At 62.4% G+C, this 24222-nt stretch carries 19 protein-coding genes; 7 read left to right on the forward strand and 12 right to left on the reverse strand.

Features of this window, described 5'->3' with window-relative positions; genetic code table 11:
• Positions 1-39: 39 nt before the first annotated feature.
• Both dut and coaBC read right to left on the reverse strand, forming a co-directional pair.
• Positions 40-498 (reverse strand): dUTP diphosphatase, encoded by a 459-nt coding sequence (gene dut, locus ACPPVV_RS18525; protein WP_426701324.1) that lies wholly within the window; start codon positions 496-498, stop codon positions 40-42.
• Positions 495-1700, reverse strand: coding sequence for a bifunctional phosphopantothenoylcysteine decarboxylase/phosphopantothenate--cysteine ligase CoaBC (gene coaBC, locus ACPPVV_RS18530; RefSeq protein ID WP_426701325.1), 1206 nt, complete (start codon positions 1698-1700; stop codon positions 495-497). Before coaBC ends, dut begins: the two co-directional genes overlap by 4 nt.
• A gap of 96 nt (positions 1701-1796) precedes the next feature.
• Here coaBC and radC point away from each other — a divergent pair, with 96 nt between their 5' ends.
• Positions 1797-2468: a RadC family protein gene (radC, locus tag ACPPVV_RS18535; protein ID WP_426701326.1), complete on the forward strand. Its 672-nt coding sequence runs from the start codon at positions 1797-1799 to the stop codon at positions 2466-2468.
• A gap of 893 nt (positions 2469-3361) precedes the next feature.
• Positions 3362-4363 (forward strand): LysR family transcriptional regulator, encoded by a 1002-nt coding sequence (locus ACPPVV_RS18540; protein WP_426701327.1) that lies wholly within the window; start codon positions 3362-3364, stop codon positions 4361-4363.
• On the opposite strand, the gene ACPPVV_RS18545 is transcribed toward ACPPVV_RS18540, so the two are convergent.
• The 5 genes from ACPPVV_RS18545 to ACPPVV_RS18565 form a co-directional block, all read right to left on the reverse strand.
• Complete coding sequence (locus ACPPVV_RS18545) at positions 4296-5840, reverse strand: efflux transporter outer membrane subunit (RefSeq protein ID WP_426701328.1); 1545 nt, start codon at positions 5838-5840, stop codon at positions 4296-4298. The two genes, ACPPVV_RS18540 and ACPPVV_RS18545, sit on opposite strands and share 68 nt — an antisense overlap.
• A complete protein-coding gene (locus tag ACPPVV_RS18550; protein WP_426701329.1) occupies positions 5833-9015 on the reverse strand; it encodes an efflux RND transporter permease subunit in 3183 nt (1060 codons plus the stop codon). The genes ACPPVV_RS18545 and ACPPVV_RS18550 overlap by 8 nt, the downstream gene beginning before the upstream one ends.
• A gap of 11 nt (positions 9016-9026) precedes the next feature.
• On the reverse strand, positions 9027-10241 hold the full coding sequence (locus tag ACPPVV_RS18555) for an efflux RND transporter periplasmic adaptor subunit (protein ID WP_426703279.1): 1215 nt from the start codon (positions 10239-10241) through the stop codon (positions 9027-9029).
• A gap of 166 nt (positions 10242-10407) precedes the next feature.
• Positions 10408-11223, reverse strand: coding sequence for a class I SAM-dependent methyltransferase (locus tag ACPPVV_RS18560; protein ID WP_426701330.1), 816 nt, complete (start codon positions 11221-11223; stop codon positions 10408-10410).
• 153 nt (positions 11224-11376) lie between these two features.
• Complete coding sequence (locus tag ACPPVV_RS18565) at positions 11377-12579, reverse strand: MFS transporter (protein ID WP_426703280.1); 1203 nt, start codon at positions 12577-12579, stop codon at positions 11377-11379.
• A gap of 271 nt (positions 12580-12850) precedes the next feature.
• On the opposite strand from ACPPVV_RS18565, the gene ACPPVV_RS18570 reads away from it, so the two are divergent.
• Entirely contained in the window at positions 12851-13738 is an 888-nt protein-coding gene (locus ACPPVV_RS18570) for a LysR family transcriptional regulator (protein ID WP_426701331.1), read from the forward strand.
• 41 nt (positions 13739-13779) lie between these two features.
• Here the strand turns inward: ACPPVV_RS18570 and ACPPVV_RS18575 are convergent, their stop codons facing one another.
• The 4 genes from ACPPVV_RS18575 to ACPPVV_RS18590 all read right to left on the reverse strand — a co-directional run bounded on the left by ACPPVV_RS18575 (position 13780) and on the right by ACPPVV_RS18590 (position 18184).
• On the reverse strand, positions 13780-14637 hold the full coding sequence (locus ACPPVV_RS18575; RefSeq protein WP_426701332.1) for a DUF1684 domain-containing protein: 858 nt from the start codon (positions 14635-14637) through the stop codon (positions 13780-13782).
• Positions 14638-14750: 113 nt separating this feature from the next.
• On the reverse strand, positions 14751-16571 hold the full coding sequence (gene asnB, locus ACPPVV_RS18580) for an asparagine synthase (glutamine-hydrolyzing) (RefSeq protein WP_426701333.1): 1821 nt from the start codon (positions 16569-16571) through the stop codon (positions 14751-14753).
• Positions 16572-16791: 220 nt separating this feature from the next.
• Entirely contained in the window at positions 16792-17151 is a 360-nt protein-coding gene (locus ACPPVV_RS18585; protein ID WP_426703281.1) for an acyl carrier protein, read from the reverse strand.
• Positions 17152-17179: 28 nt separating this feature from the next.
• Complete coding sequence (locus ACPPVV_RS18590; RefSeq protein WP_426701334.1) at positions 17180-18184, reverse strand: AfsA-related hotdog domain-containing protein; 1005 nt, start codon at positions 18182-18184, stop codon at positions 17180-17182.
• 528 nt (positions 18185-18712) lie between these two features.
• Here ACPPVV_RS18590 and ACPPVV_RS18595 point away from each other — a divergent pair.
• The 4 genes from ACPPVV_RS18595 (at position 18713) to ACPPVV_RS18610 (ending at position 23017) form a co-directional block, all read left to right on the forward strand.
• The gene (locus ACPPVV_RS18595) at positions 18713-19294 is read left to right on the forward strand and encodes a YceI family protein (protein ID WP_426701335.1); all 582 of its coding nucleotides are present in this window, start codon (positions 18713-18715) and stop codon (positions 19292-19294) included.
• Positions 19295-19765: 471 nt separating this feature from the next.
• A complete protein-coding gene (gene argS, locus ACPPVV_RS18600) occupies positions 19766-21454 on the forward strand; it encodes an arginine--tRNA ligase (protein ID WP_426701336.1) in 1689 nt (562 codons plus the stop codon).
• Entirely contained in the window at positions 21454-22173 is a 720-nt protein-coding gene (locus tag ACPPVV_RS18605; protein WP_426701337.1) for an SPOR domain-containing protein, read from the forward strand. Before argS ends, ACPPVV_RS18605 begins: the two co-directional genes overlap by 1 nt.
• Positions 22174-22261: 88 nt before the next feature.
• Positions 22262-23017 (forward strand): SDR family NAD(P)-dependent oxidoreductase, encoded by a 756-nt coding sequence (locus ACPPVV_RS18610; protein WP_426701338.1) that lies wholly within the window; start codon positions 22262-22264, stop codon positions 23015-23017.
• Positions 23018-23035: 18 nt separating this feature from the next.
• On the opposite strand, the gene ACPPVV_RS18615 is transcribed toward ACPPVV_RS18610, so the two are convergent.
• A complete protein-coding gene (locus ACPPVV_RS18615) occupies positions 23036-24217 on the reverse strand; it encodes a DUF3734 domain-containing protein (protein WP_426701339.1) in 1182 nt (393 codons plus the stop codon).
• Positions 24218-24222 lie beyond the last annotated feature (5 nt).

The following is a 24222-nucleotide window of genomic DNA, read 5'->3' on the forward strand; positions in this document are numbered from 1 at the left end:
GTGGACCGGCCCGACGCGTGCCGGGTCGGGCCTGCTGATCTAGTGGATACCGGTCGAACCAAACCCGCCGCTGCCGCGTGCGCTCGGCGCAAAATCGGTCACGATGTTCAATCGCGCCTGCGCCACGGGCACCAGCAGCAACTGGGCGATGCGGTCGCCCACCGCGATCGTGTACGGTTCGTTGCCACGATTCCAGCACGAAATCATCAACGGGCCCTGGTAGTCGGCGTCGATCACCCCGACCAGGTTGCCCATCACCAGGCCGTGTTTGTGGCCCAGACCGGAGCGCGGCACGATCAGCGCACACCAGCCCGGATCGCCGATGTGGATCGCGATGCCGCTGGGCACCAGCGCGCTTTCGCCCGGCGCCAGCGTCAGCGGTTGCTCCAATGCGGCACGCAGGTCCATTCCGGCACTGCCCGGCGTGGCGGCCTGCGGTAGCGGGATGCTGTCGCCGAGGCGGGCATCGAGAATCTTCAGCTCGACATCGATGGTCATCCGCGAACCGCCCGGTAACGCTCGGCCACGCAGGCAACAAGCTGCCGCGCCAACTCGGGCTTTGCCGCCCGCGGCAGATCCATTCCGCCATCGGCCCAATACAACGACAACGCATTGTCGGCCGCCTCGAAACCGAGACCGCCGCCCACCAGATTCGCCGCAATCATGTCCAGCCCCTTGTGGCGCAGCTTGCCCTGCGCATAACTCGCCACATCATGCGTCTCCGCGGCGAATCCGACCAGGAACGGGTGCGCGGTTTGTGCGGAAAGGCTGGCCAGGATGTCCGGGTTTTCGCCGAGGTGCAGGATCAGGTCGCCACCATCGCGCTTCTTCAGCTTCTTTGCGGAGACTTCCTGCGGACGATAATCGCCGACTGCCGCCGCACCGATGTAGATGTCCGCCTGCGCGGCGGCAGCGAGCACCGCCGCATGCATCTGCGCCGCGCTGCGCACGTCGAGGCGCTGCGCGATGCCGGGCGGCGTGGCCAGGCTCACCGGGCCCGCCACCAGGGTCACCGCGGCGCCGGCCTGGGCGGCTGCCTCGGCCACCGCAAAACCCATCCGGCCGGAGCTGCGATTGCCGATGAAGCGCACTGGATCGATGTCCTCGTACGTTGGCCCGGCGCTGACCAGCACCTTCAGTCCAGCCAGCGAACGATCGCCGAACGAGGCCACCAATGCCTCGCGCAATTCATGCGGTTCCAGCATGCGGCCACTACCGATGTCACCGCAGGCCTGGTCGCCCACGGCCGGCCCCAGCAGCTGCGCGCCGTGCTGGCGCAGCGTGACGATGTTCGCCTGCACCGCCGGATGCGCCCACATCTGCTGGTTCATCGCCGGCGCCAGATACAGCGGCGCGGCGCTGGCCAGGCACAACGTGGTCAGCAGGTCATCGGCCATGCCATGCGCCAGTCGCGCCAGCAGGTCGGCGCTGGCCGGCGCGACCAGAATGCGCTCCGCCCAGCGCGCCAACTCGATATGGCCCATCGCGGCTTCGGCCTGCGCATCCCACAGGCTCACCCGCACGGGCTGGCCGGACAGCGCCTGGAAGGTGGTTGGACTGACAAAATGGGTGGCACCCTCGGTCATCACCACGCGCACCTCGGCGTCGAGATCGCGCAGGCGGCGAACCAGTTCGCAGGACTTGTAGGCGGCGATGCCGCCCGACACTCCCAGCAGGATGCGGCGTTGGGCAAGACTCATGTAAGACGGGCCTGACAATCGAGCAGAGGCGTAGCTTACCGGATTCACCCACCGGCACCGCTGCCCGATCGCGGCGTCGTCCGGCAAGGTTGCGACATGAGCATCCGTGACTGGCCTGAAGGCGAACGACCCCGTGAGAAGCTGCTGGCACGCGGCAGCGGCGCGCTGTCCGATGCCGAACTGCTGGCGGTGCTGCTGGGTAGCGGCAGTCGCGGAAAGGATGCGTTGGCGCTGGGCCGCGAACTGCTCGCCAATGCCGGCAGCCTCGGCGCCCTGCTGAGCCGTCCCGAGCAGCAGATCCGCGCCGGTGGACTGGGTCCGGCCAAGCGTGCACGCATCGCCGCCGCACTGGAGTTGGCCCGGCGCAGCCTGGCCGAACAGCTGCTGGACAAGCCCAGCCTGGGCGACCCGCGTGACAGTGGCGACTACCTGCGTGCGCAGTTGCGGCACCTGCCGTACGAGGTGTTCGGTTGCCTCTACCTGGACAACCGCCACCGTGTGCTGGCGTTCGAGGAGTTGTTCCGCGGCACCGTCGACGGCGCCAGCGTGCATCCGCGCGAGGTGGTGCGCGCCTGCCTGCAACACAATGCCTGCGCGGTGATCTTCGCCCACAACCATCCTTCCGGCGTGGCCGAACCGAGCGCCGCCGACCGCGCGATCACCCACGAGTTGCGCGATGCGCTGCAGCTGGTCGGCGTGCGCGTGCTCGACCACCTGGTGATCGGCAGCGGCGAACCGGTATCGATGGCGGCACGCGGCCTGCTCTGAGTCCGGTACAGGCACCAAAAAAACGGCGTGGGATGAACCACGCCGTCGGGCCGATTGGGGGAGAGGAGAGAGCGGCGTCTCCGGTTGCCATGGCATGGAGGGGTTCATGTTCTGGCCCAATCAGTGTCGCAGTGCCGCATGACAGGCCGATGACATCGGATACGGCGCCAGGACGGTCAGCCCGACGCCATCATCGTTTGGCTCCATCGCGAGCCGGTCTTCGCACGGGGAAGGCACACCTTTTGGCCGTCCCTCGGAAGGGGTTCGCACCAGCGGGGTAAATCTGATCGATGGCAACGGCACCATGAAGAGCCTGTGGTTCCATCAACTGCGTATCCGGTCACGAAATTGACGATGGGATCGGGTAGGATCATCGCAGCACCGCTTTCGGTCGTTCGCAGACGCTGCCTGCGCTTGCTTCGACTGAGCGGCGTCACCAACGGGGTGGGGTGCCCCGTTCTTCGCGATGACTGAAACGAAAGATCGAGAACACGATCGCCTTTGCTGCGAGTCAGGGCTTGCGTGGTAGTTCACGAAATATTGTCGTGCCATTGCAACCGAACTATTCGACGATCGGCGAAGTGGGAAGCCGTTCGACAAGACCATTGAATCCGGGTTGACGGTTGCCCCGGCTTCAATGCGCGTGACTCATGCAGGTCGACTGCCGGTAAGGTTGTCACCGACTTGATGCTCTGGGCTGTTTCATCGGTGTGATGCTCCGCTTCAAAATCGAATTCGCCCTTCAAACATGCGTCGGATAGATGCATGCAGTCAACGCAAACGTTGCGATATCGGGTTCGACGCGCAAACCGCAACGGCACGGCCATACTGGCTAGCCCGAATGCATGGAAGAATTCAGTCGTGCGCATTTCAACAAAGGGAATTGAGTTCGTATGGCCAAGATAACGCCCAATCAGCTCGCCTTGATAAACACGTTCGTGCGGATCGTCTCCGCGGGCAGTTTTTCCCGGGCCGCCAAACAGCTCTGCACCAGCCAGCCAACGGTTAGCCGCCAGCTCCGTACACTGGAGGCACATCTGGGCATACAACTGCTCAACCGCAGTACGCGCGGCATCAGCCTCTCCGAAGCTGGCCAGCGCTACTACGAATATGCCCGCACCCTGTCCGAGGAGCTGGACAGGTTCGAGAACGAATTGCGTAGCGAAACCAACATTCCCTGCGGCTTGCTGCGTGTTGTCGTTCCAAGCGGTTTTGGGCAAGACCGGTTGATTGAGGTGGCGGCTCAGTACCTGAAGGTAAACCCGGCCATCCGCCTGGAATGGAAGCTCAGCGAATCGCCTGTTCGATTTGTCGATGACGCGGTCGACTGTGCCATCCAGGTCGATACGATAAAAGACGAGTTGCTGATTGCCCGCAAGTTGGGTGAGGTGCACAAGATTGTCGTCGCCGCGCCCGCACTTCTGTCGCGCCATGGCGATGTCTGCCAGCCAGAGGATTTGTCCAAATTGCCGTGGGTGGCCTTGTCCAACCCTCACAGCCGCTCGATCTATCCGCGGGATCGATGGGGCAATATCCGCAAGGTAGACATTTCGCCAAGCTTCATAGCCGATAGCGTACCGGTCGCCCGACAGGCTGCGTTGCTGGGAATAGGCGCGGCGATGATCTCTAGTTGCGCGGTGTCCGCCGACATAGCATCCGGCAGCCTGACGCATGTTCTTCCAGACTGGTCCGGCCTGTCGGTACCCATCCATCTCGTCTACCCCAGATCGCAGCACTATCCAATTAAATTGCGCAAATTTGTTGATCTGATCAGTTCGCTGTCACCAGAACTTTTTTCATCGCTGAAACCTGTGCCTTTCACCCCTTTCACGGCAAATGCCGAGGTGCTCGTGGTAGGCGCGACGCACTTGCCGTTGCAGAGCTCCGCTGCTTAGGGGTTTCCTCAAGATCTCCAAACGGCTCGCTCTGGCGTCTGCGGGCTCCAGCCGATGGCGACGCAGACGCAGGTACATGTTGCGGCCACCCGCCTGCGAACTCCTTGAACAAGATCACCGCCGCGACAGCACTGCGGGTACGTCCTTCGGCAAATGCCTCTTGCGCCTGCAATTGCGCGCGCTCGGCATCGAGCACTTCGTATACCCCGATGGAACCGACACGCAGTTGCTCGCGTGCGAGCTGCGCGGCATGAGCACTTTCCGCCGCGGCCCGTTCCAGATGTTCGTCCTCGCCGCGTGCACGTGCGTAGCGGATCAGGGCGTTTTCGGTGTCTTCCAGCGCCAACAGCACGGTTTGCTGGTATTGCGACAGAAGACCTGCGGCAGCGGCGTCACTCGCCTCGATGCGCGCCCGCACGCGACCGACATCGAGAAACGACCAATCGATGCCCAGGCGCAGCAGACTGGTCTCCCTCTGGCCCGTGAACAGGTCGTCGGAACGGAACGCGAACGTGCCGAGCACGCCAGCGAGGCTCACGCGGGGAAACAGATCCGCGGTGGCGACACCTATGCGTGCGGTTGCGGCATGCAGGCGCTGCTCTGCCGCCGCGACATCCGGGCGACGGCGCAGCAGGGCGCTTGGTGTTTCCGGGTTGACTGCGGCGGGCAAGGCAGGCAGCGGGCCGGGCACGTCAAGCTCGGCGATCAAGGACTCGGGCGGGCGGCCGGTCAATACCGCCAACCGATGTTCGTCGACAGCGATCTGCGCCTCAAGCGCGAATACGCGAGAAGTGGTTAACTCAAACTGAGCACGCGCGCGTTCGAAATCGAAATCGGAGCTGCGGCCAGCCCTCCGGCGTGTGTCGACGATCCGCAGTGTTTCACGCTGGTTATCGACATTCTCGTACGCAACGCGCAGGCGCTCCTGGGTGCCGCGCAAGTCCATGTAAGCATTGGCGACCTGGCCGACAATGCTGATCTGCAAGGCTTTCAGATCCTCGACGCGGGCCGCGGCTTCGGCGCGATGTGCCTCGACGTCGCGACGCACTTCTCCGAACACGTCCAATTCCCAGCCTGCATTGACGCTGGCGCCATGCATGTTGTCGCTACGCGGAAAACCGTACGTCTGATCCACGCTCTGCTTTTGATGACCCGTATCTCCGCTCATGGTCACAGTGGGGTAGTAGCCGAACTTGGTCTTGCGCAGCAGCGCATCCTCGCCGTCATACCTGGCCAAGGCAGTGCGAAGGTCGTTGTTTGTAGTCAGCGCCTGTTCGACCAGCGCGGTCAGCTGGTTATCGTGGAAGGCCTGCCAGAACTCGGCATCGACCGTCGGTGTGACTTTGGTGTTGCTGGCCTCTGCACGAGCGAAATGATCGATCGTTGGCAGGGTCGGGCGTCGATAATCCGGACCGACCGCGCAAGCGGCAAGGAGGCCAACCTGCAACAGCAGCATCCCCTGTCTTAGCCTATTCATGTTCCAGTTCCAGCGAGGCGTTTCCCGCATCCTGCATGGGGGCCGCCCCAGCCAGCCTTACGGCGAGCGCTCGCAGCGCGACGTAAAACACTGGCGTCAGGAACAGGCCGAACAAGGTCACGCCCAACATGCCGGCAAAGACCGTTACGCCAGTAGCCTGACGCACCTCGCTGCCGGCACCGTGCCCAAACAGCAATGGCACCGATCCAGCGATGAAAGCCAGCGAGGTCATGACGATGGGGCGCAAGCGCAGCCGACAAGCCTCCAGTGCTGCCTCGACGATGCCCTTGCCCTGAATTTCCAGTTCTCGCGCGAACTCCACGATAAGGATCGCGTTCTTGCACGCCAACCCCATCAACACGACCAGTCCGACCTGCACAAAGACATTGTTGTCGCCGCCAGTCAACCAGACGCCTAGCAGCGCGGCGCACATGCACACGGGAACCATCAGGATCACCGCCAATGGCAACGTCCAGCTTTCATAGAGCGATGCCAATACCAGGAAGGCCAGCATCACCGAAAGCGGAAACACAATCCAGGCCGCGTGACTTTGCTTCACCTGCTGATAGCTGATGTCTGTCCACTCGAAGGTGATGCCGGGTGGCAACACCTTCTTGGCGATCTCGGTCAGCCTGGTGATAACTTGCGCCGATGAAAGTACCTTCGGGTCGGCATCGCCTATCAGGTCCGCCGCGGGATAGCCGTTGTAGCGGATCACTGGATCAGGTCCGTAGGTCGAAGCAACCTCCACCATCGAACCGACCGGGACCATTGCGCCGCGCGCATTGCGCGTGCGCAGGTTGGTGATGTCCGTCGCCTGCAGGCGGTGCGACGAGTCGGCTTGGGCGATAACGCGGTAGACGCGCCCGAACATGTTGAAATCATTGATATAGGTCGAACCAAGATAAGTCTGCAACGTGTCAAACAAGTCAGTGAGCGCAACGCCCTGCGCCTTGGCTTTGTCGCGATCGACCTTGACCTCCAACTGCGGAATGTTGGCCTGATAGGAGCTGACCGGAAAGGTCATGCCAGGGGTCTGCGCCACCGCTCCCTGAAAGTCGCTCAGCGCCTTCTGGAGGGCGCCGTAGCCCAGCCCCGCGCGATCCTCCAGATAAAGCGAGTAGCCGGAGCCGTTGCCCAGTCCCTGGATCGGGGGCGGCAGCAAGGCGTAGGCGAAACCGCCTTTGATCGCGGAAAATTTCTCATTGAGCTCGGCGTTGATCGCCGCTGCACTGCGGCTGCGTTGCTCGAATGGCTTCAAGATGATGTATGAAGCGGTGAGGTTGGGCGTGTTCACCGTCTGCAGGGCGTTGAGCCCCGCGTAACCCGATACCATGTCGACGCCCTCCACGCCGCGCGCAACATCGATCATCTTGCGCGTTACCGCTTCGGTGCGAGCGAGCGAGGCGCCTTCAGGCAGCTTGGCACCGGCGAACAGATAGAGCTTGTCCTGGGTGGGGATAAAGCCGCCGGGTACGGCACGGAACAACAGTCCAGTAACGATCAGCAAGCCTGCGTAGACCACGAACACCGTGCCACGATGGCCGAAGGCGCGTGCCACGGCGCTTTGATAGCGATCGGCGTCACGCTGGAAGATCCGGTTGAATGGACGGAACAGCCACCCACACGAGCCCTCGATAGCACGCGAAAGGCTATCGCTTGGTGCGCCGCGTGCCTTGAGCAGTTTGGCCGCGAGGGCCGGCGACAGGGTCAGGGAGTTGATCGCGGAAATCACCGTCGAAATGGCGATCGTGACGGCGAACTGCTTGTAGAACTGTCCGGTGACGCCGCTAAGAAACGCCATCGGCACAAATACGGCACAAAGCACCAGCGCGATCGCGATGATCGGCCCCGATACCTCGCGCATCGCCTGATGGGCGGCATCGCGTGGACTCAGTCCCGCGCCGATGTTGCGTTCGACGTTTTCCACCACCACGATCGCGTCATCCACCACGATGCCGATCGCCAATACCAAGCCGAACAGCGTCAGCGTATTGATCGAATAGCCGAGCAGATATAGCGCTCCGAAGGTTCCCACCACCGAAACAGGCACCGAAACGAGCGGAATGATCGAAGCCCGCCAGGTCTGCAGGAACAAGATCACCACCAAAACCACCAGAAGCACCGCCTCGATCAGCGTGTGCTGGACGGCGCGAATCGATTCGCGCACGAATATGGTTGGATCCCAGATTACGTGATAGGCGATGCTGGGTGGAAAGGTGGCGGACAGTTCATGCAGCTTGGTGTACACCGCGTCAGCGACCGACAACGCATTGGCGCCGGGCGACAGGAAGATGCCGATCGTCGAGCCGTTTTCGGCGTTCTGGAAGACCCTCATGGTGTAGGCACCGGCGCCGAGCGACACGCGTGCCACGTCGGAAAGATGCACGACCTGCCCATTCGCGCCGCCCTTCAGCACGATATTGCCGAACTCTTTCTCGTTGCGCAGCCGACCGCGCACATTGATGGGGACCAGGAAATCGGTGGCTTTCGGGGAAGGCTCGGCCCCCAGCTGGCCGGCTGAAACCTGCACGTTCTGCTCGCGCACCGCGCTGATTACGTCGCTGGTGGTAAGTCCGCGCGAGGCTAGCTTTCCCGGATCGAGCCAGATGCGCATGGCATAGTCGCCGGAGCCTTGCAGGCCCGCATCGCCGACGCCCGGCAGACGCGTCATTTCGTCCTTGATGTGCAGTGTCAGGTAATTGCGCAAATACAGTGGGTCGTAGCGGTTGTCGGGCGAGTACAGGCTGACGTACATCAACGGCGTGGGCGATTGCTTTTGCGTTGTGACACCGTACTGGCGCACCTCTTCGGGCAGGCGGGTCAGGGCCTGGCTTACTCGATTCTGCACACGCACGGCCGCGGTATCGGGGTCGATGTCCGGCAGGAAAGTCACCACCAGCCGCAGGCCGCCATCGGAACCGGCCACCGACTTCATGTACATGATGCCTTCCACACCGTTGATCGCCTCCTCCAGCGGCGTCGCCACCGACTCGGCGATCTCTTTCGGATTGGCACCCGGATAGGTGGCCTGCACTACGACGCTGGGCGGTACTACTTCGGGATACTCGGCTACCGGCAGCAGCGGTATGGCAATCGCGCCAGCGGCGAAGATGATGATCGACAGCACAATGGCGAAGATCGGCCGGTCGATGAAGAACTTGGAGAAGTCCATCGAGGCGCCCTTCACTTCGCGCCCGCCGTAGCGACGCCCGTCGCACCCGGCGTGGCGGACGCGGCGGCCAGTTCAGCTGTCGTGTCCATGGCGACAACGGTCGGCTTTACCGGTGCGCCGGGATAGAAAACCCTTTCCAGGCCGTCGACGATGACGTAGTCCTTGGTGGTCAAACCCGCCTCGATCACCCGCAGCCCATGGTTGATGGGACCCAGTTTCACTTCCCTGCGCTCAGCCTTGTCGCCCGCTGCGAGCACGTAGACATACTTGCGGTCCTGATCGATCAATACCGCTTTGTCATCGATCAGGAAGGCTTCGGAAGAGTTGAGTCCGGCGAACTGCACGTGCGCATACAGGCCCGGAGTAAGCCGATGGTCGGGGCTATGCAACACCGCTCGCGCGTGGATTGTGCCGGTAGCTGGATCGATGCGGTTGTCGAAAAATTCCAGACGGCCCAGATGCGGGAATCCCTGCTCGTTGACCAGCCCGACACGCACGGGTAGCGAATCCATCGTCCCTTGCCGCGCTTGCGCAAGATAGCGGAGATAGGTCTGTTCGTCGGGATCGAAGTCAACGTAGACCGGATCTTGCGACACCACGGTGGTGAGCACGGTTTGGTCGGCCACGGCAAGATTTCCCACTGTCAGCATGGCGCGGCTGGCGCGGCCCGCAAAAGGTGCCCGCACCTCAGAGAATTGCAAATCGAGCCTGGCCGCTGCCACCGCCGCTTCGGCAGCGCTTACGTCAGCGTGGTTCTGCACGTATCCGGCACGGCTTCGCTCGGCTTCTTCGTGAGAGATGGCGTTTGCTTTTAGCAAGACATCACTGCGCTGCGCCTGCTTCTGCGCCAACGCAGCGCTGGCTTGTGCCCGTTCCAGTCGCGCCACCGCGCTGTCGAGCGCGGCACGGTAGGGCCGCGGATCGATGACGAACAGAAGATCGCCCTTGCGCACTTCACCACCTTCGGTGAAGGCGATGCGCTGCACATAGCCACTTACTCTTGACCTGATCTCAACCGAATCGACGGCACCAACGCGGCCGTTGAATTCGTCCCACTGCTGTATTGGCTTGAACAATACGTTGGCCACACTGACCGCTGCCGGAGGCGCTGCGTTGCCGGCAGCCTTGCCTTCCCCACAGCTGGCCAATACGAGCATCGCCGTCGATGCCAGCAAGAGCTTGACCAGGCCGATCGCAACTGGCCGCGACGTTTCATCGTGCGGCATTGCCACTGTTTTCATGAACGTCCCCTAATAAACTGAATGACATGTTCGCCAGATAAACGCTCTGAGCGATCACCTCGGAATCGGCACCGATGCTGGCCGGAGGACCGTCGGTCTGAAGGCGGCACTGCCGCGCTGAATATGGGCGCGCAACGACGCCAGGTGGCGTCTATTCAACTTTCACGAAGCGAATCGTCATGCGGTCCGACTCACCGATGGCCAGGTATTTGGCCCTGTCCTGTTCGCCGCCTTTTAACGTCGGGGGCAGATTCCACACGCCTTGCGGATAATTCTTCGTATCCTTCGGATTGGCGTTGATCTCGCTTTGCGCATCCACGGTGAACCCGGCATTTCTGGCCAGCTTGATCACTTCGGCCGTGGTCACATAGCCGCTCATTTTGTCGGTTCCTTCCGGGGATGCGCGATGCTCCACTACACCCAACACGCCGCCCGGCTTGAGCACGGCGTAGAACCCTTTGAACATGGCTTGTGCATTTCCCGCTACCAGCCAGTTATGCACATTGCGGAAAGTCAGCACCCGGTCCGCCGATGCGGCCGGTCCGAACACCGGCTTGTCAGGATCGAATTCGAGGATGGAGCTCTTGCTGTACTGCCCCGGGTTTCGCGCGAACTTGTCGCTCAGAGCTGCCCTGGCGCGGCTTGCGAAATCACCTTTGTCGTAAATGGCGGCGACGTAATGCCCGTGGTCTTGCAGCATCGGCCCGAGAACTTCGCTGTACCAGCCGTTGCCCGGCGTTATCTCGATGACCGTCTGGCCCGGCTCAAGGTCGAAGAATCGCAAGGTTGCCGCCGGGTGGCGGTATGGGTCGCGCGCTCGGTTTTCCGGAGAGCGCCAGGTCCCATCCAGGGCAGCCTGATAGTGGGGGGCGATCGATCCGGAGAATTTCGGGTTATCGCGTGCCTGGGAGTTCGTGCTTGCGAACAAGGCTAAGACGCATGCTGCCAAAGCAAGACGCTGGGTCATGACGGATGTATTCCTGGGCCTTGGGGTGGCAATGTCGGGCTCGTTCGCCTGCACCCTGGATCCGGGCGCAACGCGTTGTCACGGGCCTTGGCGTGGCGTGGCGTGGTGAAGGTTGCGCGCATCCTTGCGCTACACCTTCCATAGGTGAAACGGTCAGGCGCGTGTGGCCGAGGGGAAACCCGCACTCCGGGAGTTCCAGGCCACCAGTAGCGCGAGGGTGAGCAGGGCCAGCAGCATCCACGGGAAATACGTGACGCTGAAGGTGTGCAGCACGATGCCGCCGATGACCCCACCACCCGCGATAGCGATGTTCCACACGGTCACGATGATGGACTGGGCAATGTCGGCCACGCTGCCGGCCGCCTTGGCCGAAGCGGTCTGAAACAGCGTCGCGGTGCCGCCGTAAGCCACGCCCCACAGCGCAATACAAACATAGACGACCATGGGGTTCCTGGCCCACAGGCCCAGCATCAGCGACGCGACAGCGAACAGCACCGTACTGGCGATCACCAACTCGCGCATCCAGCGGTCGATCAGAATGCCGATGATCCAGATGCCGATGAGCGCGGCGATGCCGAACACGAGCAGCACGATGTCGATTTTGTCCGCCATGCCGACCGGCGCGAGGAAAGGCACGATATAGGTGTACAAGATGTTGTGGGCGAGGATGTAGGCCAGCGTCACCAGCAGCACGGGTTTGACGCCCGGCACGGCGAGGACCTGCGTGAGCGGCACCCTTTTACCGGCGGCTTGGCCCGGGAACCTCGGCAGCTTGATGCCCATCCAGGTAACCAGCAGCAAAGTGAGCGCGCTCATGATGCCAAAGGCGTATTGCCAGCCGATCGCCTTGCCCAGGAACGCCCCGACCGGAATGCCGATGGTCAACGCCAGCGGCGTGCCCACCATCGCTATGGCAATGGCCCGCCCTTGCAGCTGCTCGGGCACCATACGTGCGGCATAGCCGACCACCAGCGACCACAGCAATCCGGCGAACACGCCAGCGAAGAAGCGTGCGACCAGGGTCACGTCATAATTGGTGGAGATTGCCGTGACCGTGTTGACCACGGCAAAGCCGCCAACAGCGATGAGCAACAGCAGTTTTCTTCCCCATGTCTGGGTTGCCACCGTCAGCGGAATCGCCGCGAAGATCGAACCGATGGCGTAGATGCTCACGAGCTGCCCGACCAGGGGTTCCGACACACGCAGACTGGCCCCCATTTGCGGCAACAACGCGGAGGGCAACGTTTCGGTGAGGATGGTGATGAAGATCGACGTTGCCAACGCCAGAAGTGCGCCAAGCGGCAACCTCGCCTGTTTGACCTCGCTAGTTCCACTTTTCATAGTCTTTATATCCATGGTGGTTTGAGTCGACGATGACGCCCTGCGCACCTTCGCCATCAATCAAGGTCGTCGCGGTCACTCATTCCGGAATGGGCTGCAGGCGTCTGCTACCCGGCACGCGCCTGCGTCCATCCATGGTTTTTTGAGTGCCCCAGTCGGCTTGGTGTGATGCATGCCGCACCAGGCCTTTGTTCGTGCCTGCCTGGCGAGGTCGATTGCGTTGCCAACGCGGACGGGCACAAGCTACATTGCAGCAGGGAAAAGAAAATAGTCGGAAACACAACCCATGCTTGCAGAAACGCAATTTCGGATGAGCTCCGCAGACTTGGAGATCGTTCTTGCGACGGTCAGAGCCAGAACCCTGAGCGATGCGGGTAAGCGTCTGGGCATAGATGGTTCCACCGTATTCAGGGCGATCCAGCGGCTGGAAAAGGGCTTGGGACAGCAGCTGTTTGCGCGTTCCCGCAACGGCTCGCACCCCACCGAACTGGCGTTGAAGCTGGCGCAACATGCGGAGCGCATCGAGATAGAGCTTGAGGGCGCACGTACAGCAACCCAGCAAGACCGGGACGGCCTGGTTTCCGGACTGGTGCGACTGGCCACCACCGATACGGTCTTGCACGGCCTTATTCTTCCCGTGCTGGCGGATCTGGCGTTGGCCCAGCCCCTGCTGCAATTCGAGCTCACCACCGGCAACGAATTCATCAGCCTGGCCAAGCGCGACGCCGACATCGCCTTGCGTGTCACGCGCCAGCCACCGGATTACCTCATCGGCAGGCATGTCGGTCGGATTCGCGTGGCCTTGTTCGGGCCCAGACCGGAAAAGATGCCCCATTCCGACACGTCCAATTTGGCGCTATGCAACTGGATCGCGCCCGATGACGCCCTGCCTGGTCATTCTTCTGTGCTGTGGCGCAAACGGCAGTACCCATCGGTAACGCCGCGTCACAAGGTCAACAGCATTCTGTCCGTGATCGCGGCCATCGCTTCCGGCCTGGGCATCGGGCTCATACCCCTGTTCCTCGCGCAGCACCGCGACGATCTGGTGCAGTTGTCCGATCCCATCGACGAATGCGAAACCCAGCTTTGGCTGTTGACCCACGTGGAATCCCGGCTTATTCCCCGGGTATCTGTGGTTTACGCCTATCTGGCCGATCATCTGTCGTTGGCCTAGCAAGAACCACCTCGCAACCGATGGCCGCCGCCACGCGGCCATTACGGTTCCCGACGCCCGCGGTAGCGCTTTTCGCCGACGATCACACGCAACGCCAGCTCGTTTTCCGGCGGCGCCATAGGGCAATTTGCATAGGGCGTGAATGCACTTGGCGGGTTGTGCGCCTTGTTAAAATCGAGCACCAACTTGCCGCTGACAGGCGGGGAGGCATGTAAGAAGCGCGCCTTGTCGCAGGTTTCCTCGCCCGAGGTCTGATCGGTCAGCACGAAGAATAAATCCCCGCCGGGTTTCTCGAGGTAAGGCAACAATGCATGCATCCGGCCGAGCAACCAGAACACGGCCTTGCCGGGCACATCGACCGCACTCACGGTACCAAGCCGTCGATTCAGACTGAGTTTGCAAGGGGTGGCGAACGGTATCCAGTCGGCGATCACGCGCCATGCCGGATCGATCGCGAAGTAATCCAATCCGGAAAAGTGCGCACGCGCAGGTGCCTCATCGTCCTTCACGCGCAATGCCTTGCGGCCATCGCGATGGATCACGTGAAAGCTCGCCGTGCCGAAGCTGACGATCGAAGGCGCCTGACCGATGCAGGCATCGTCGAACAGCGTGGACTCGCGCAGCGACTTTCCATCGATCTTCGCGTTGCTGTCGGCAGCCAGTCGAATGCTTACCTCGCCGCTTTGCTTCAACGTCACGACGCCCAAGTGGGCGGGACCGTTCTGGAACACGATGTCATTTTCGGCGGCGCTGCCGATCCGGTTATCGCCTGGTTTGAGCCAGCCGAAGCCGGTCAGGCTCAGCCAGCCGGAAGGCGCTAGCAGGTAGGCGAGGCGTTGCGCCTGCCATTGCCTGATCTGCTGCAGGTAGTCCACCGGCGTCGCATTTGGCTCGTGCATATGTTCTCCAGGTGCGTTGCAGCCGTGGCTTGCCGGCACCCCGGCAGCATCCCGTCGGGCGAGAGCCCTGTTCGCTCAGTCAGATAGGTTGCGTGGATGCTGCCGCGGTTGACCTAGATCGCAAGGTCCATCGCGTACTCGCTCATCCACCGATTGAGCGACAAAGTCGCTTCCAGGCTGCCGCGGTTGTACGGATGGCTCACGGCTGCGTCGGTCCGTTTCATCCATGTCCCGGCCTTCTTCAGGTCCAGCAGCGGGCGGGCCGGCGCGTTGTGGTCGGCCAGCAATTCCGCCAATTCCTCACGTAGCCCGTTCTCGTACCGGGGATCCTGCGTGGCCGGATAGGGCGTTTTGACACGGTTGTAGACCGCTGCCGGCAACACATCCTTGGCGGCAGCGCGCAACAGGCTTTTCTCGCGTCCATCGGCATTCTTCATCTGCCAAGGCACATTGAAGACATATTCCACGAGGCGGTGGTCGCAGAAGGGGACACGCACCTCCAGGCCCACCGCCATGCTCATGCGATCGTTGCGATCAAGGAGGGTCTGTAGGAACCGGGTCAGGTTCAGGTAGGTGATCTCCCGCATGCGGCGGTCGACGGCCAGCTCGCCAGGCAATACGGGGACCTCTTTCAACGCATCCAGATAGCGTTCCTTGCGATACGTCTCGCTATCGAGCTGGCCGAGCAACTCCGGAGCCAGCAGTCCCGAGCCTCCGAAGTAACGGGAAGAACCGGGCGTCAGCCAGGGGAAAGTATCAGCCTGGATCGCCGCCGGATTGTGGAACCACCGATAACCGCCGAAGATTTCATCCGCCGCTTCGCCAGACAGGGCTACCGTCGAGTGATTCTTGATCGCACGGAACAGAAGATAGAGTGACGGCCACATGTCGCCCCAATAGACCGAAGGCATGTCCAGGGCACGCAGGACATTGTCGCGAACCGTCTTGTCCAACAGGTCGCTGCTGTCCAGCAGGACTTCGGCATGATCCGCGCCGACATGCTCCGCCAACGCCCGCGCAAAGGGCGCGTCCGGTGCGCCACGGACGGCGTCCACCTCAAAGTTTTCCATGTTGGTCTTGAAGTCCACGGAAAACGAGCGGACTTTCCGCGGCGCCAGGCTTTTCGCGGCAAAGCCCGTGATGGCGGACGAATCCAGGCCGCCCGATAGCAGCGTACATATGGGCACATCCGCCACCATCTGGCGACTTACCGCATCAGACAGGATGTCCCTCACCGTGCGCACGGTCGTGTCCTGATCGTCGGTATGCGGATTGGCCTGGAGCGACCAGTAGGCACTCTTGGACAGGCCCTTTCTGCTGAATCGCACGATATAGCCGGGACGGACCTCGAACATGCCTTCGTAGACTGTCTGCTCGGGCGTCTTGACCATGTCGAAGATCTCCCTGAGTCCGTTCAGGGAAACACGCCGCCGCGCAACCGGATTGGCCAGGATGGCCTTGGGCTCTGAACCAAACAGGATGCCTGTGGACGTCGGGTAGTAATACAGCGGCTTCACACCCATCCGGTCGCGTATCAGCACCAGTTCTTGCGTATGGCGATTCCAGATGCCCAAGGCATACATGCCATTCAAGCGGTGGGTCATGCCATCGCCCCATTGCAGGTAGGCCTTGAGCAAGACTTCCGTATCGCTTCCTGTCTCGAATGCATGGCCGGCCAGCTGTAACTCCTTGCGCAGCTCGCGGTAGTTGTAGATTTCTCCGCAAAACGTCACTACCGCCTGCGTCGACCCCATCGTCCCGGCTTCCATCGGCTGGCGCCCACCGGACAAATCAATGATGGACAGCCGCCGATGGCCAATGGCGGCATGCGAGTCGTGCCATATGCCTTCGGCATCCGGCCCACGGTTGGCCAGCGATTTGGTCATCTGCTTGAGCACGTTGACCTCCGTACTCATATTCAATTCGTAATCCACCCAACCGGCAATTCCGCACATATATCCCTCCAATGGAAAGTGTTTGTTTCGACGCGGGCATGCCCACCAGGGACAGTTCCGATCATTCCGTCATGGCGCGGCTCACCGATACTCGGCCGGATGCGCGAGTACCCGACCACGGTGAATCACCGCAACACCCGCTAAGGCGATGCGCGGGATGGAGGTCATGAAAGAAACGTATTGACGCAAGTCCAGGCGATCAGGCGATCTTTCTGTCCAGCGCAAAGCGATCCTTTGCCATCATGAACAGCTCGGCCGGATTTTTTGCGGACGTCGCGTCTTCAAGCCCGATGCTGATTCCATATTGCACGTCCAGTTGCGCCACCACCGAAAGCAACATGAGCGAGTCCACGCCAAGTGCATCGAAACCGGTGTCCACATCTTCCGTGCTGATGCTGATTTCCGCGGATGCGTCCTGCTCACCCACTTCCTTGATGAGTTCGATCAGGTTGTCAATGCTAAAACTGTCCATCTGCGTTTCCTCCGGTGAGTTGCGAATAGATCGAATGCGACTGGCGCGCGGAACGTTCGACTTGCCAACGGGCCGCGTCACCCACACTTTCTTCAAGAGCCTGAACGAATAACTGTCAGGGCATGCGCCGCACGCCCACTTCGAAAACGGAGACCTTTCTGCCCTGTTGCGAAATCGTCAGGGACACGGTGGCGCTCAACTGCTCCCGGTCATGCACCTGGACGCTGGCTGTCGCCCTTGCCGGAAGTTGCAGCTCGCCGACGGTGTCGAATGTTGACTTGCACTTCCAGACATCCAATTCGAAGGCATCGACCTCAAAGGTGTGGGACACGGCATACAAGGCCAGCTGCCGGCACACTTCGATCTGGATCATGGCGTAGATGTGTTCCGTCGCACGATCGAACAGCACAGGATGACGCGTATCGATCCTGGCCATGGCTTCGTAGCGGCCCTCGCTGAGATGCCGCAGGTTGTGCAGAACGATATTGTGGGGATTTATCCGCGCCACTTCAGCGGGCGTGAGCTCGGTACCGGGCGCGGCCGGGATTTCCATGTCAGGCGCTATCTCGCGCTCCCGCTTCATGATCAGGCGTATCTCACGCCACTTGAAGCGTTCGAGCCAGGTTTGCCGAATCCGGATCTGCGCGATTTCCACGCCATCCACGGTCTCCAGCGAATAGAACCAAAGCAGCCCATAAGTGGCGCCACTCTTCTTTTTCCACTCCCTCTCAATCGTGCTTTTCACGACAAGCTGGACCAGTTGCCCTCCGGAGTTGTGGCTCAGAGCCACCGCTCGCGTCCCCACAAGGGTGGCATCGAGCTCCTGAAACAGAAACTGGTAACCGTTCCCCTCCAATGGCACGCCGAATTGCGTGTGCGCCACCACAAAGCAGGACTGCCGGCAAATCTCGATGAGCGCCACCAGGTCGAAACGCTTGGCGTCAACCATATGTTCGCAATAAAAGCCGTGCGACCTGGGAAGCTGTGCGTAGAGCACGGTTCCCTTTTCGGATTCCGGCCGGTAGTCCGTCAACAGCACCTGATCGATGGATACCTTGTGAACCAACGCCTTAGCGAGCGTCCCGTCGAATGGAAGCCTCGCGCTTGCTTCAACAGCCATGTTCTCGGTCCCCTTACTCACTGTTGGCGATAAATGTGTGGCTGAAATCCCGCAACATTCCTTGCCCCCCGAGTGATGCAAGGCTCAACGCACCGCGGCCCGGATATTCAGTCCCAAGGCAAGATGAATCGATGGAATGGAGCGGGCTTCACCGCAGGACAGGTTGATGCACCAGGTCGGGCAAGCGTCTTGGCCCCTGGCGCCGTGTCAGTATTCGGGGAACGAACTTCGCGCGGAAGGCCTGCGGAACGAATAACACTTATTCAGGACGTCCGCGTCGACTCCGGCTGGCACTCAAATCAGTGGACGGCGCCAATCCCGGCACCTGGATAGCGCTTGTTCGCAAAGCACTGGAAAGTGCGCTGCGGCGCGCTTGAACGCCCGATAGCAATACGTGCTCTCTACCCGTGTGCGTGATGACGTCCATGACCTATATTGGACGTCTCTTTTCCGCCGTGGCCTTCAGCCCCGCTACCGGATGGAATCCGGCCACCAGTACGCATCTGGTCTTATTGCAAGGAGCTTCCCGTGCACGTGCTTGTCCGTATCCTCGCTGTCGCCGCGCTTTGCGCGGCCGAATCCGCCGTTCAGGCCACACCGGTGACTTACCGACTGGACCCCACCCACACCTTCGTCCTGCTGAGCCGCAGCAACTATGGGTTCTCCAACCCGATCATTGTCGCCGTCATCGACCAGGGCACCCTGGTATTCGACAGCGACGATCCCTCGAAATCCTCCGTGCGCGTAACCTTTCCGGTGGCCAGGATCGATACCTTCGTCGCGCAGCTCGACAAGGAGTTCCAGAGTCCGATGTTCTTCGACACCGACAGGTTTCCGAGCATCACCTTCCAGAGCACCCGCGTGCGACTGGCAGGCGAGAACAGGTACACGATTACCGGAAACCTGACGGCCCATGGCGTAACCAGGCCGGTGGTGCTGCATGCGCGACTGAACAAGATCGGCGAGAATCCCATGACACGGCGGCAGGCGGTCGGCTTCGATGCCACCGCCATCCTGAAACGCTCGGACTTTGGCCTGAACTTCAACGTGCCGGACGTAAGTGACGAGATCGCGCTGAAGATAACGATGCAGGCCGATGCGGTGAAGTGATGGCCTGAGCGAGGCGTCGAAGCCAGCGCCAAGCACGAACTACACGTCGTCCACGCACTGATAAGCACGGGAGTTGGCCGGGCAGGCCCGTGTCGCGGTGCCGCATGTCCCTCCCCCGACGCGATCAGCCCGCAGAAATCGCCGCCAAGTCGCCGAAACTTATGCACAAAACGGAGATATCGGCATTTGCCGGGGGCATCGCCTATTCAAGGACACCTTTACGCCGTAACAATTTGATATATAAATATAATTTCTTGCGTCAACGCGAATTCAAGGTTCACTGAAGGTGGCCCGGTCCGAATTCGGCCCATTTCCCCACAGAGTTATCCACAGGCGGTCTCGTCGCGCTGCATCACGGCTCGGGCCCGGTCATGCCGCCGCGGCCAACCCGTCAAACTGCCGCAGGCGGGCACGGGCCACGCCTGACGGTCTGTTAGGATTGGCGGTTCCATCACGAAACCGACCCCACCTGTGAAAGAACAGCTGCGCGACCTGGTATTGCAGGCGATCCGGACCCTGCAAGACGACGCAACCTTGCCCGCCGACCTCGGTCTGCCCGGCTTCGTGATCGAGCGGGCGCGCAATCGCGAACACGGTGATTTTGCCTGCAACGTAGCCATGCTGCTGGCCAAGCCGGCCCGCGCCAAACCGCGCGATCTGGCCGAAAAACTGGTCGCCGCGCTGCCGACGAATTCGCTGGTGGAGAAGGTCGAGATCGCCGGACCCGGGTTCATCAACTTTTTCCTGGCGGCGGGCGCCTATCACGCCGAAGTGCGCCGGATCATGGCCGAGGGCGATGCCTACGGCCGCAACACCAGCGGCGCCGGCAAGACCGTCGGCGTGGAATTCGTCTCGGCCAACCCGACCGGTCCGCTGCATGTCGGCCACGGCCGCAACGCCGTCATCGGCGATTGCCTCAGCCGCTTGTTCGATGCCAGCGGCTGGAACGTGAAACGCGAGTTCTACTACAACGACGCCGGCGTGCAGATCGCCAACCTGGCCATCTCGGTGCAGGCGCGCGCGCGCGGTGTCACCCCGGAGGACAGCCACTGGCCGGAAAACGGCTACCGCGGCGACTACATCGCCGACGTGGCGCGCGCCTACCTCGACCGCGAATCGGTGGTGGCCGATGGCGAGACAATCACCGGTGCCGGCGATGTCGACGATCTCGACGCCATCCGCCGCTTCGCCGTGGCCAGCCTGCGCCGCGAGCAGGATCTCGACCTGCAGGCCTTTGGCGTCGGCTTCGACACCTATTTCCTGGAGTCTTCGCTGTACAGCGACGGCAAGGTCGAGGAGACCGTGCGCGAACTGGTCGCCCATGGCCATACGTATGAAGAGGGCGGCGCGCTATGGCTTCGCACCACCGATTTCAGTGACGACAAGGACCGCGTGATGCGCAAGTCCGACGGCAGCTACACCTATTTCGTGCCGGACGTGGCCTATCACCTGAGCAAGTGGCAGCGCGGCTACGGCCACGCCGTGACCGTGCTGGGTTCCGATCATCATGGCTCACTGGCGCGCGTGAAGGCCGGCCTGCAGGCACTGGACTGCGGCATCCCCAAGGGTTGGCCCGATTACATGCTGTACCAGATGGTGACGGTGATGAAGGGCGGCGAGGAGGTGAAGATCTCCAAGCGCGCCGGCAGCTACGTCACCCTGCGCGACCTGATCGACGAAGTCGGCCGCGATGCCACCCGCTATTTCCTGATCGCGCGCAAGAGCGACTCGCAACTGGTTTTCGACGTCGACCTGGCCCGCTCGCAATCGAACGACAATCCGGTCTACTACATCCAGTACGCGCATGCGCGCGTCTGCAGCGTGCTGCGCCAGGCACCGGAGAAGGGCTTCACGTTCGATCTCGCCGATGGCCTTGCCCAACTGGCAAGGCTGGACACCGAGCACGAGCAGATCCTGCTGACCGAGCTGTCGAAATACCCGGAGCTGGTCGAGGCCGCCGCGACGAACCTGGAGCCACACCTGGTCGCTGCGTGGCTGCGTGACCTGGCCAACGCGTTCCACACCTATTACAACTCGCACCAGTTCCTGGTCGATGACGCCGCGCTGCGCAACGCGCGCTTGGCGCTGGTGGTGGCGACGCGGCAAGTGTTGAAGAATGGTCTGGAATTGTTGGGCCTCGGCGCCCCGGAGAAGATGTAATGGCACCACGCAAGGGCAAGGGCCGGCAGGCCGTGCGCAATGGCAGCAATGGTTTTCCGGGCTGGGGCTACGCCGTGATCGGTCTGATCGCCGGCGCCATCCTGATGGCGGTGATGACGCGCGGCAGCCTGCTCACCAGCCTGCGCAAGGCTGACGGTCCGCAGGCGAACCCGCAGGCCACCGCCGAGCGCGGCAGCGCGCCCGGCGTGCTCGAATCGGCCGCGGGCGACAGCACGCCGAAGAAGCCGCAGTTCGATTTCTACTCGGTGTTGTCGGAGAAGGAAGTGCGCATCCCCGACGCCGAGATCAGTGCACAGGCGCGCGTCGAGCAACAACAGAAACAGCAGGCGGCGCAGCTGCAGGCGCAGCAGGCTGCAACCCAGCAACAGGCGGCGCAGGCGGCCGCGACGACGAATACGCCGCGTGCCATCAGTGAAAACATCACCGCCGCACCGGCCGCCGCCGTACCGCAGCCCACCGCCGGCAGCGGTTACCTGTTGCAGGTTGGCGCGTTCCCGAATGCTGGCGATGCGGAGTCCCTGAAAGCCAAACTTGCCCTGCAAGGCTTCGTGGCGAACGTGCAGTCGGTCAGCATCAGCGGCCAGACCTACCACCGTGTCCGCCTGGGTCCGTTCCGTTCGGCCACCGACCTGGAGTCGACCAAGCAGCGCCTGGCCAGTGCCGGCATCAACGCGATCGCCCTGAAAGAAGGCAAATAGCGCGCATCCGCGTGCAGCGCACCGCTGGCCACATGAGCGTGACCGGTCCGGTCGCAACGATACCGAACCGTTGAGCGAGATTCCGCACATGACCACCAAGACCGCATGGATCACCGGCGCCACCTCCGGGTTCGGCGCTGCCACCGTGGAGCGTTTCGTGACGGGCGGCTGGCGCGTGATTGCCAGCGGCCGTCGCGCCGACCGGCTGCAGCAGCTGGTGGCGCAACATGGTGCCGAGCGCGTGCATGCGACGGCATTCGACGTCCGTGACGAAGCGGCTATGCGCGCGGCGCACGCGAACCTGCCAGCCGAGTTCGCCGGCATCGACCTGCTGGTCAACAACGCAGGCCTCGCGCTGGGCACCGCCCCGGCGCAGCAGGCGGACCTGATGCAGTGGAAGCAGATGATCGACGTCAATGTCACCGCACTGGTGTCGCTGACCCACCTGCTCTTGCCGCTGCTGATCGAGCGTCGCGGCGCGGTCGTCAACATCAGCTCGATCGCCGGCAGCTACGCTTACCGCGGCGGCAATGTATACGGCGGCACCAAGGCCTTCGTCACCCAGTTCTCGCAGAACCTGCGCAGCGATCTGCATGGCACCGGCGTCCGCGTGAGCTCGGTCGAACCGGGCATGGCCGAGACCGAGTTCACCCTGGTGCGCACCGGCGGCGACCAGGCGGCTTCGGACAATCTCTACACCGGCGTCCATCCGATCACCGCCGGCGACATCGCCGACACGATCCTGTGGATCGCCAACCTGCCGCCACACCTCAACATCAATCGCGTCGAGGTGATGCCGGTCAACCAGTCGGCCGCCGGATTGCAGGTCGCCCGCGACAGCTGAGCGCAGACAGGCAGGCGTTCAGCCGGCCTCGCCGTGATGCACGTCATGCGTCACGAACGGATGCTCGGGATCGGGCGCAGCCAGCCACTGCGGATGCGCCAGGGTGTGGCGCATGTCGGCGACGCCGCTGTGCCAGTGGCCGTGCATGCTGGCGGCGCTGAATTCGTAATCCTTGTAGTGACCCTCGTAGGGCTTGTCCTGATAGATCAGGTGGATCACGTTGGTCAGCGTCGCCTCCGCGCGGGCAGCTGCGCGGCGAAAGGCCGGGGTATCGCGGCGGTCTTCCGGCACCAACTCCATCAAGTCGTGCAGCAGCCGACGCTGTTCCTGGGTGCGGCGCATGAACTCGGTGACCAGACGGGTGCGGCTGGAAAACTGGATCTCCTTGCTGCGCTCGGCGACTTCCACCAGATCGCGCGGCAACGTGCCGTGGGCACTCCACAGGTCGACCTGGAACACCAGCGTGTCGCGGCTGGGACGCTCGCTCAACACCTTGTACAGCGGCGTATTGGAAACCATGCCGCCATCCCAGTAGAACTCGCCGTCGATCTCCACCGCCGGAAAACCCGGCGGCAACGCGCCGGAGGCCATGAAGTGCTCGGGCCGCAGGGTGTCGCGGGTGTTGTCGAAATACACGAAGTCGCCGCTGCGCACGTTGACCGCGCCGACCGATACGCGCATCGCGCGGGCATCGTTGATGCGGTCGAAATCCGCCAGCCGTTCCAGCGTGGCGCGCAACGGTGCGGTGTCGTACCAGCTCGCGCTGGCCGGGCCGGTGTGCCAGGGCAGCAGGGACGTCGGGCGCGGATGAAAAAAACCAGCCTGCCCCTCAGTCAGCGCCCGCCATGCGGCCAGCCCGCTGATGCCGTTCTGCCACAACAGCGGCCACGCCGCCGCGTTGTAGACGAGCGTGGACGGCAACAGTGGCGGACGGCAGATCGTCTCCCAGAATTCGCGCAACCGTTCGACCCGCCGCCCCGGCGGATTCCCGGCGATGATCGCCGCGTTCAACGCACCAATCGAGATGCCGGCGACCCAATGGGGATGCAGCCCGGCTTCGTCCAGCGCCTCGATCACGCCAGCCTGGTAAGCGCCGAGTGCGCCACCGCCCTGCAGCACCAGGGCGACGGCGCGATAGTCGCGCGCCACGGTGTCGGCCAGCGACAGCGTGGTCTTGCCTGCGCGTTTGTCGGCGGCCATGGCGT

The sequence above is a fragment of the Rhodanobacter sp. Col0626 genome, from assembly GCF_049994385.1.
Classification (GTDB): domain Bacteria; phylum Pseudomonadota; class Gammaproteobacteria; order Xanthomonadales; family Rhodanobacteraceae; genus Rhodanobacter.

Coding starts and splice junctions, on each gene's coding strand:
- ACPPVV_RS18565 (WP_426703280.1), bottom strand. CDS start 12,579: ATGGATATAAAGACTATGAAAAGTGGAACTAGCGAGGTCAAACAGGCG.
- ACPPVV_RS18570 (WP_426701331.1), top strand. CDS start 12,851: ATGCTTGCAGAAACGCAATTTCGGATGAGCTCCGCAGACTTGGAGATC.
- dut (WP_426701324.1), bottom strand. CDS start 498: ATGACCATCGATGTCGAGCTGAAGATTCTCGATGCCCGCCTCGGCGAC.
- ACPPVV_RS18540 (WP_426701327.1), top strand. CDS start 3,362: ATGGCCAAGATAACGCCCAATCAGCTCGCCTTGATAAACACGTTCGTG.
- ACPPVV_RS18550 (WP_426701329.1), bottom strand. CDS start 9,015: ATGGACTTCTCCAAGTTCTTCATCGACCGGCCGATCTTCGCCATTGTG.
- ACPPVV_RS18555 (WP_426703279.1), bottom strand. CDS start 10,241: ATGCCGCACGATGAAACGTCGCGGCCAGTTGCGATCGGCCTGGTCAAG.
- ACPPVV_RS18575 (WP_426701332.1), bottom strand. CDS start 14,637: ATGCACGAGCCAAATGCGACGCCGGTGGACTACCTGCAGCAGATCAGG.
- ACPPVV_RS18590 (WP_426701334.1), bottom strand. CDS start 18,184: ATGGCTGTTGAAGCAAGCGCGAGGCTTCCATTCGACGGGACGCTCGCT.
- radC (WP_426701326.1), top strand. CDS start 1,797: ATGAGCATCCGTGACTGGCCTGAAGGCGAACGACCCCGTGAGAAGCTG.
- ACPPVV_RS18545 (WP_426701328.1), bottom strand. CDS start 5,840: ATGAATAGGCTAAGACAGGGGATGCTGCTGTTGCAGGTTGGCCTCCTT.
- ACPPVV_RS18560 (WP_426701330.1), bottom strand. CDS start 11,223: ATGACCCAGCGTCTTGCTTTGGCAGCATGCGTCTTAGCCTTGTTCGCA.
- coaBC (WP_426701325.1), bottom strand. CDS start 1,700: ATGAGTCTTGCCCAACGCCGCATCCTGCTGGGAGTGTCGGGCGGCATC.
- ACPPVV_RS18610 (WP_426701338.1), top strand. CDS start 22,262: ATGACCACCAAGACCGCATGGATCACCGGCGCCACCTCCGGGTTCGGC.
- ACPPVV_RS18605 (WP_426701337.1), top strand. CDS start 21,454: ATGGCACCACGCAAGGGCAAGGGCCGGCAGGCCGTGCGCAATGGCAGC.
- ACPPVV_RS18615 (WP_426701339.1), bottom strand. CDS start 24,217: ATGGCCGCCGACAAACGCGCAGGCAAGACCACGCTGTCGCTGGCCGAC.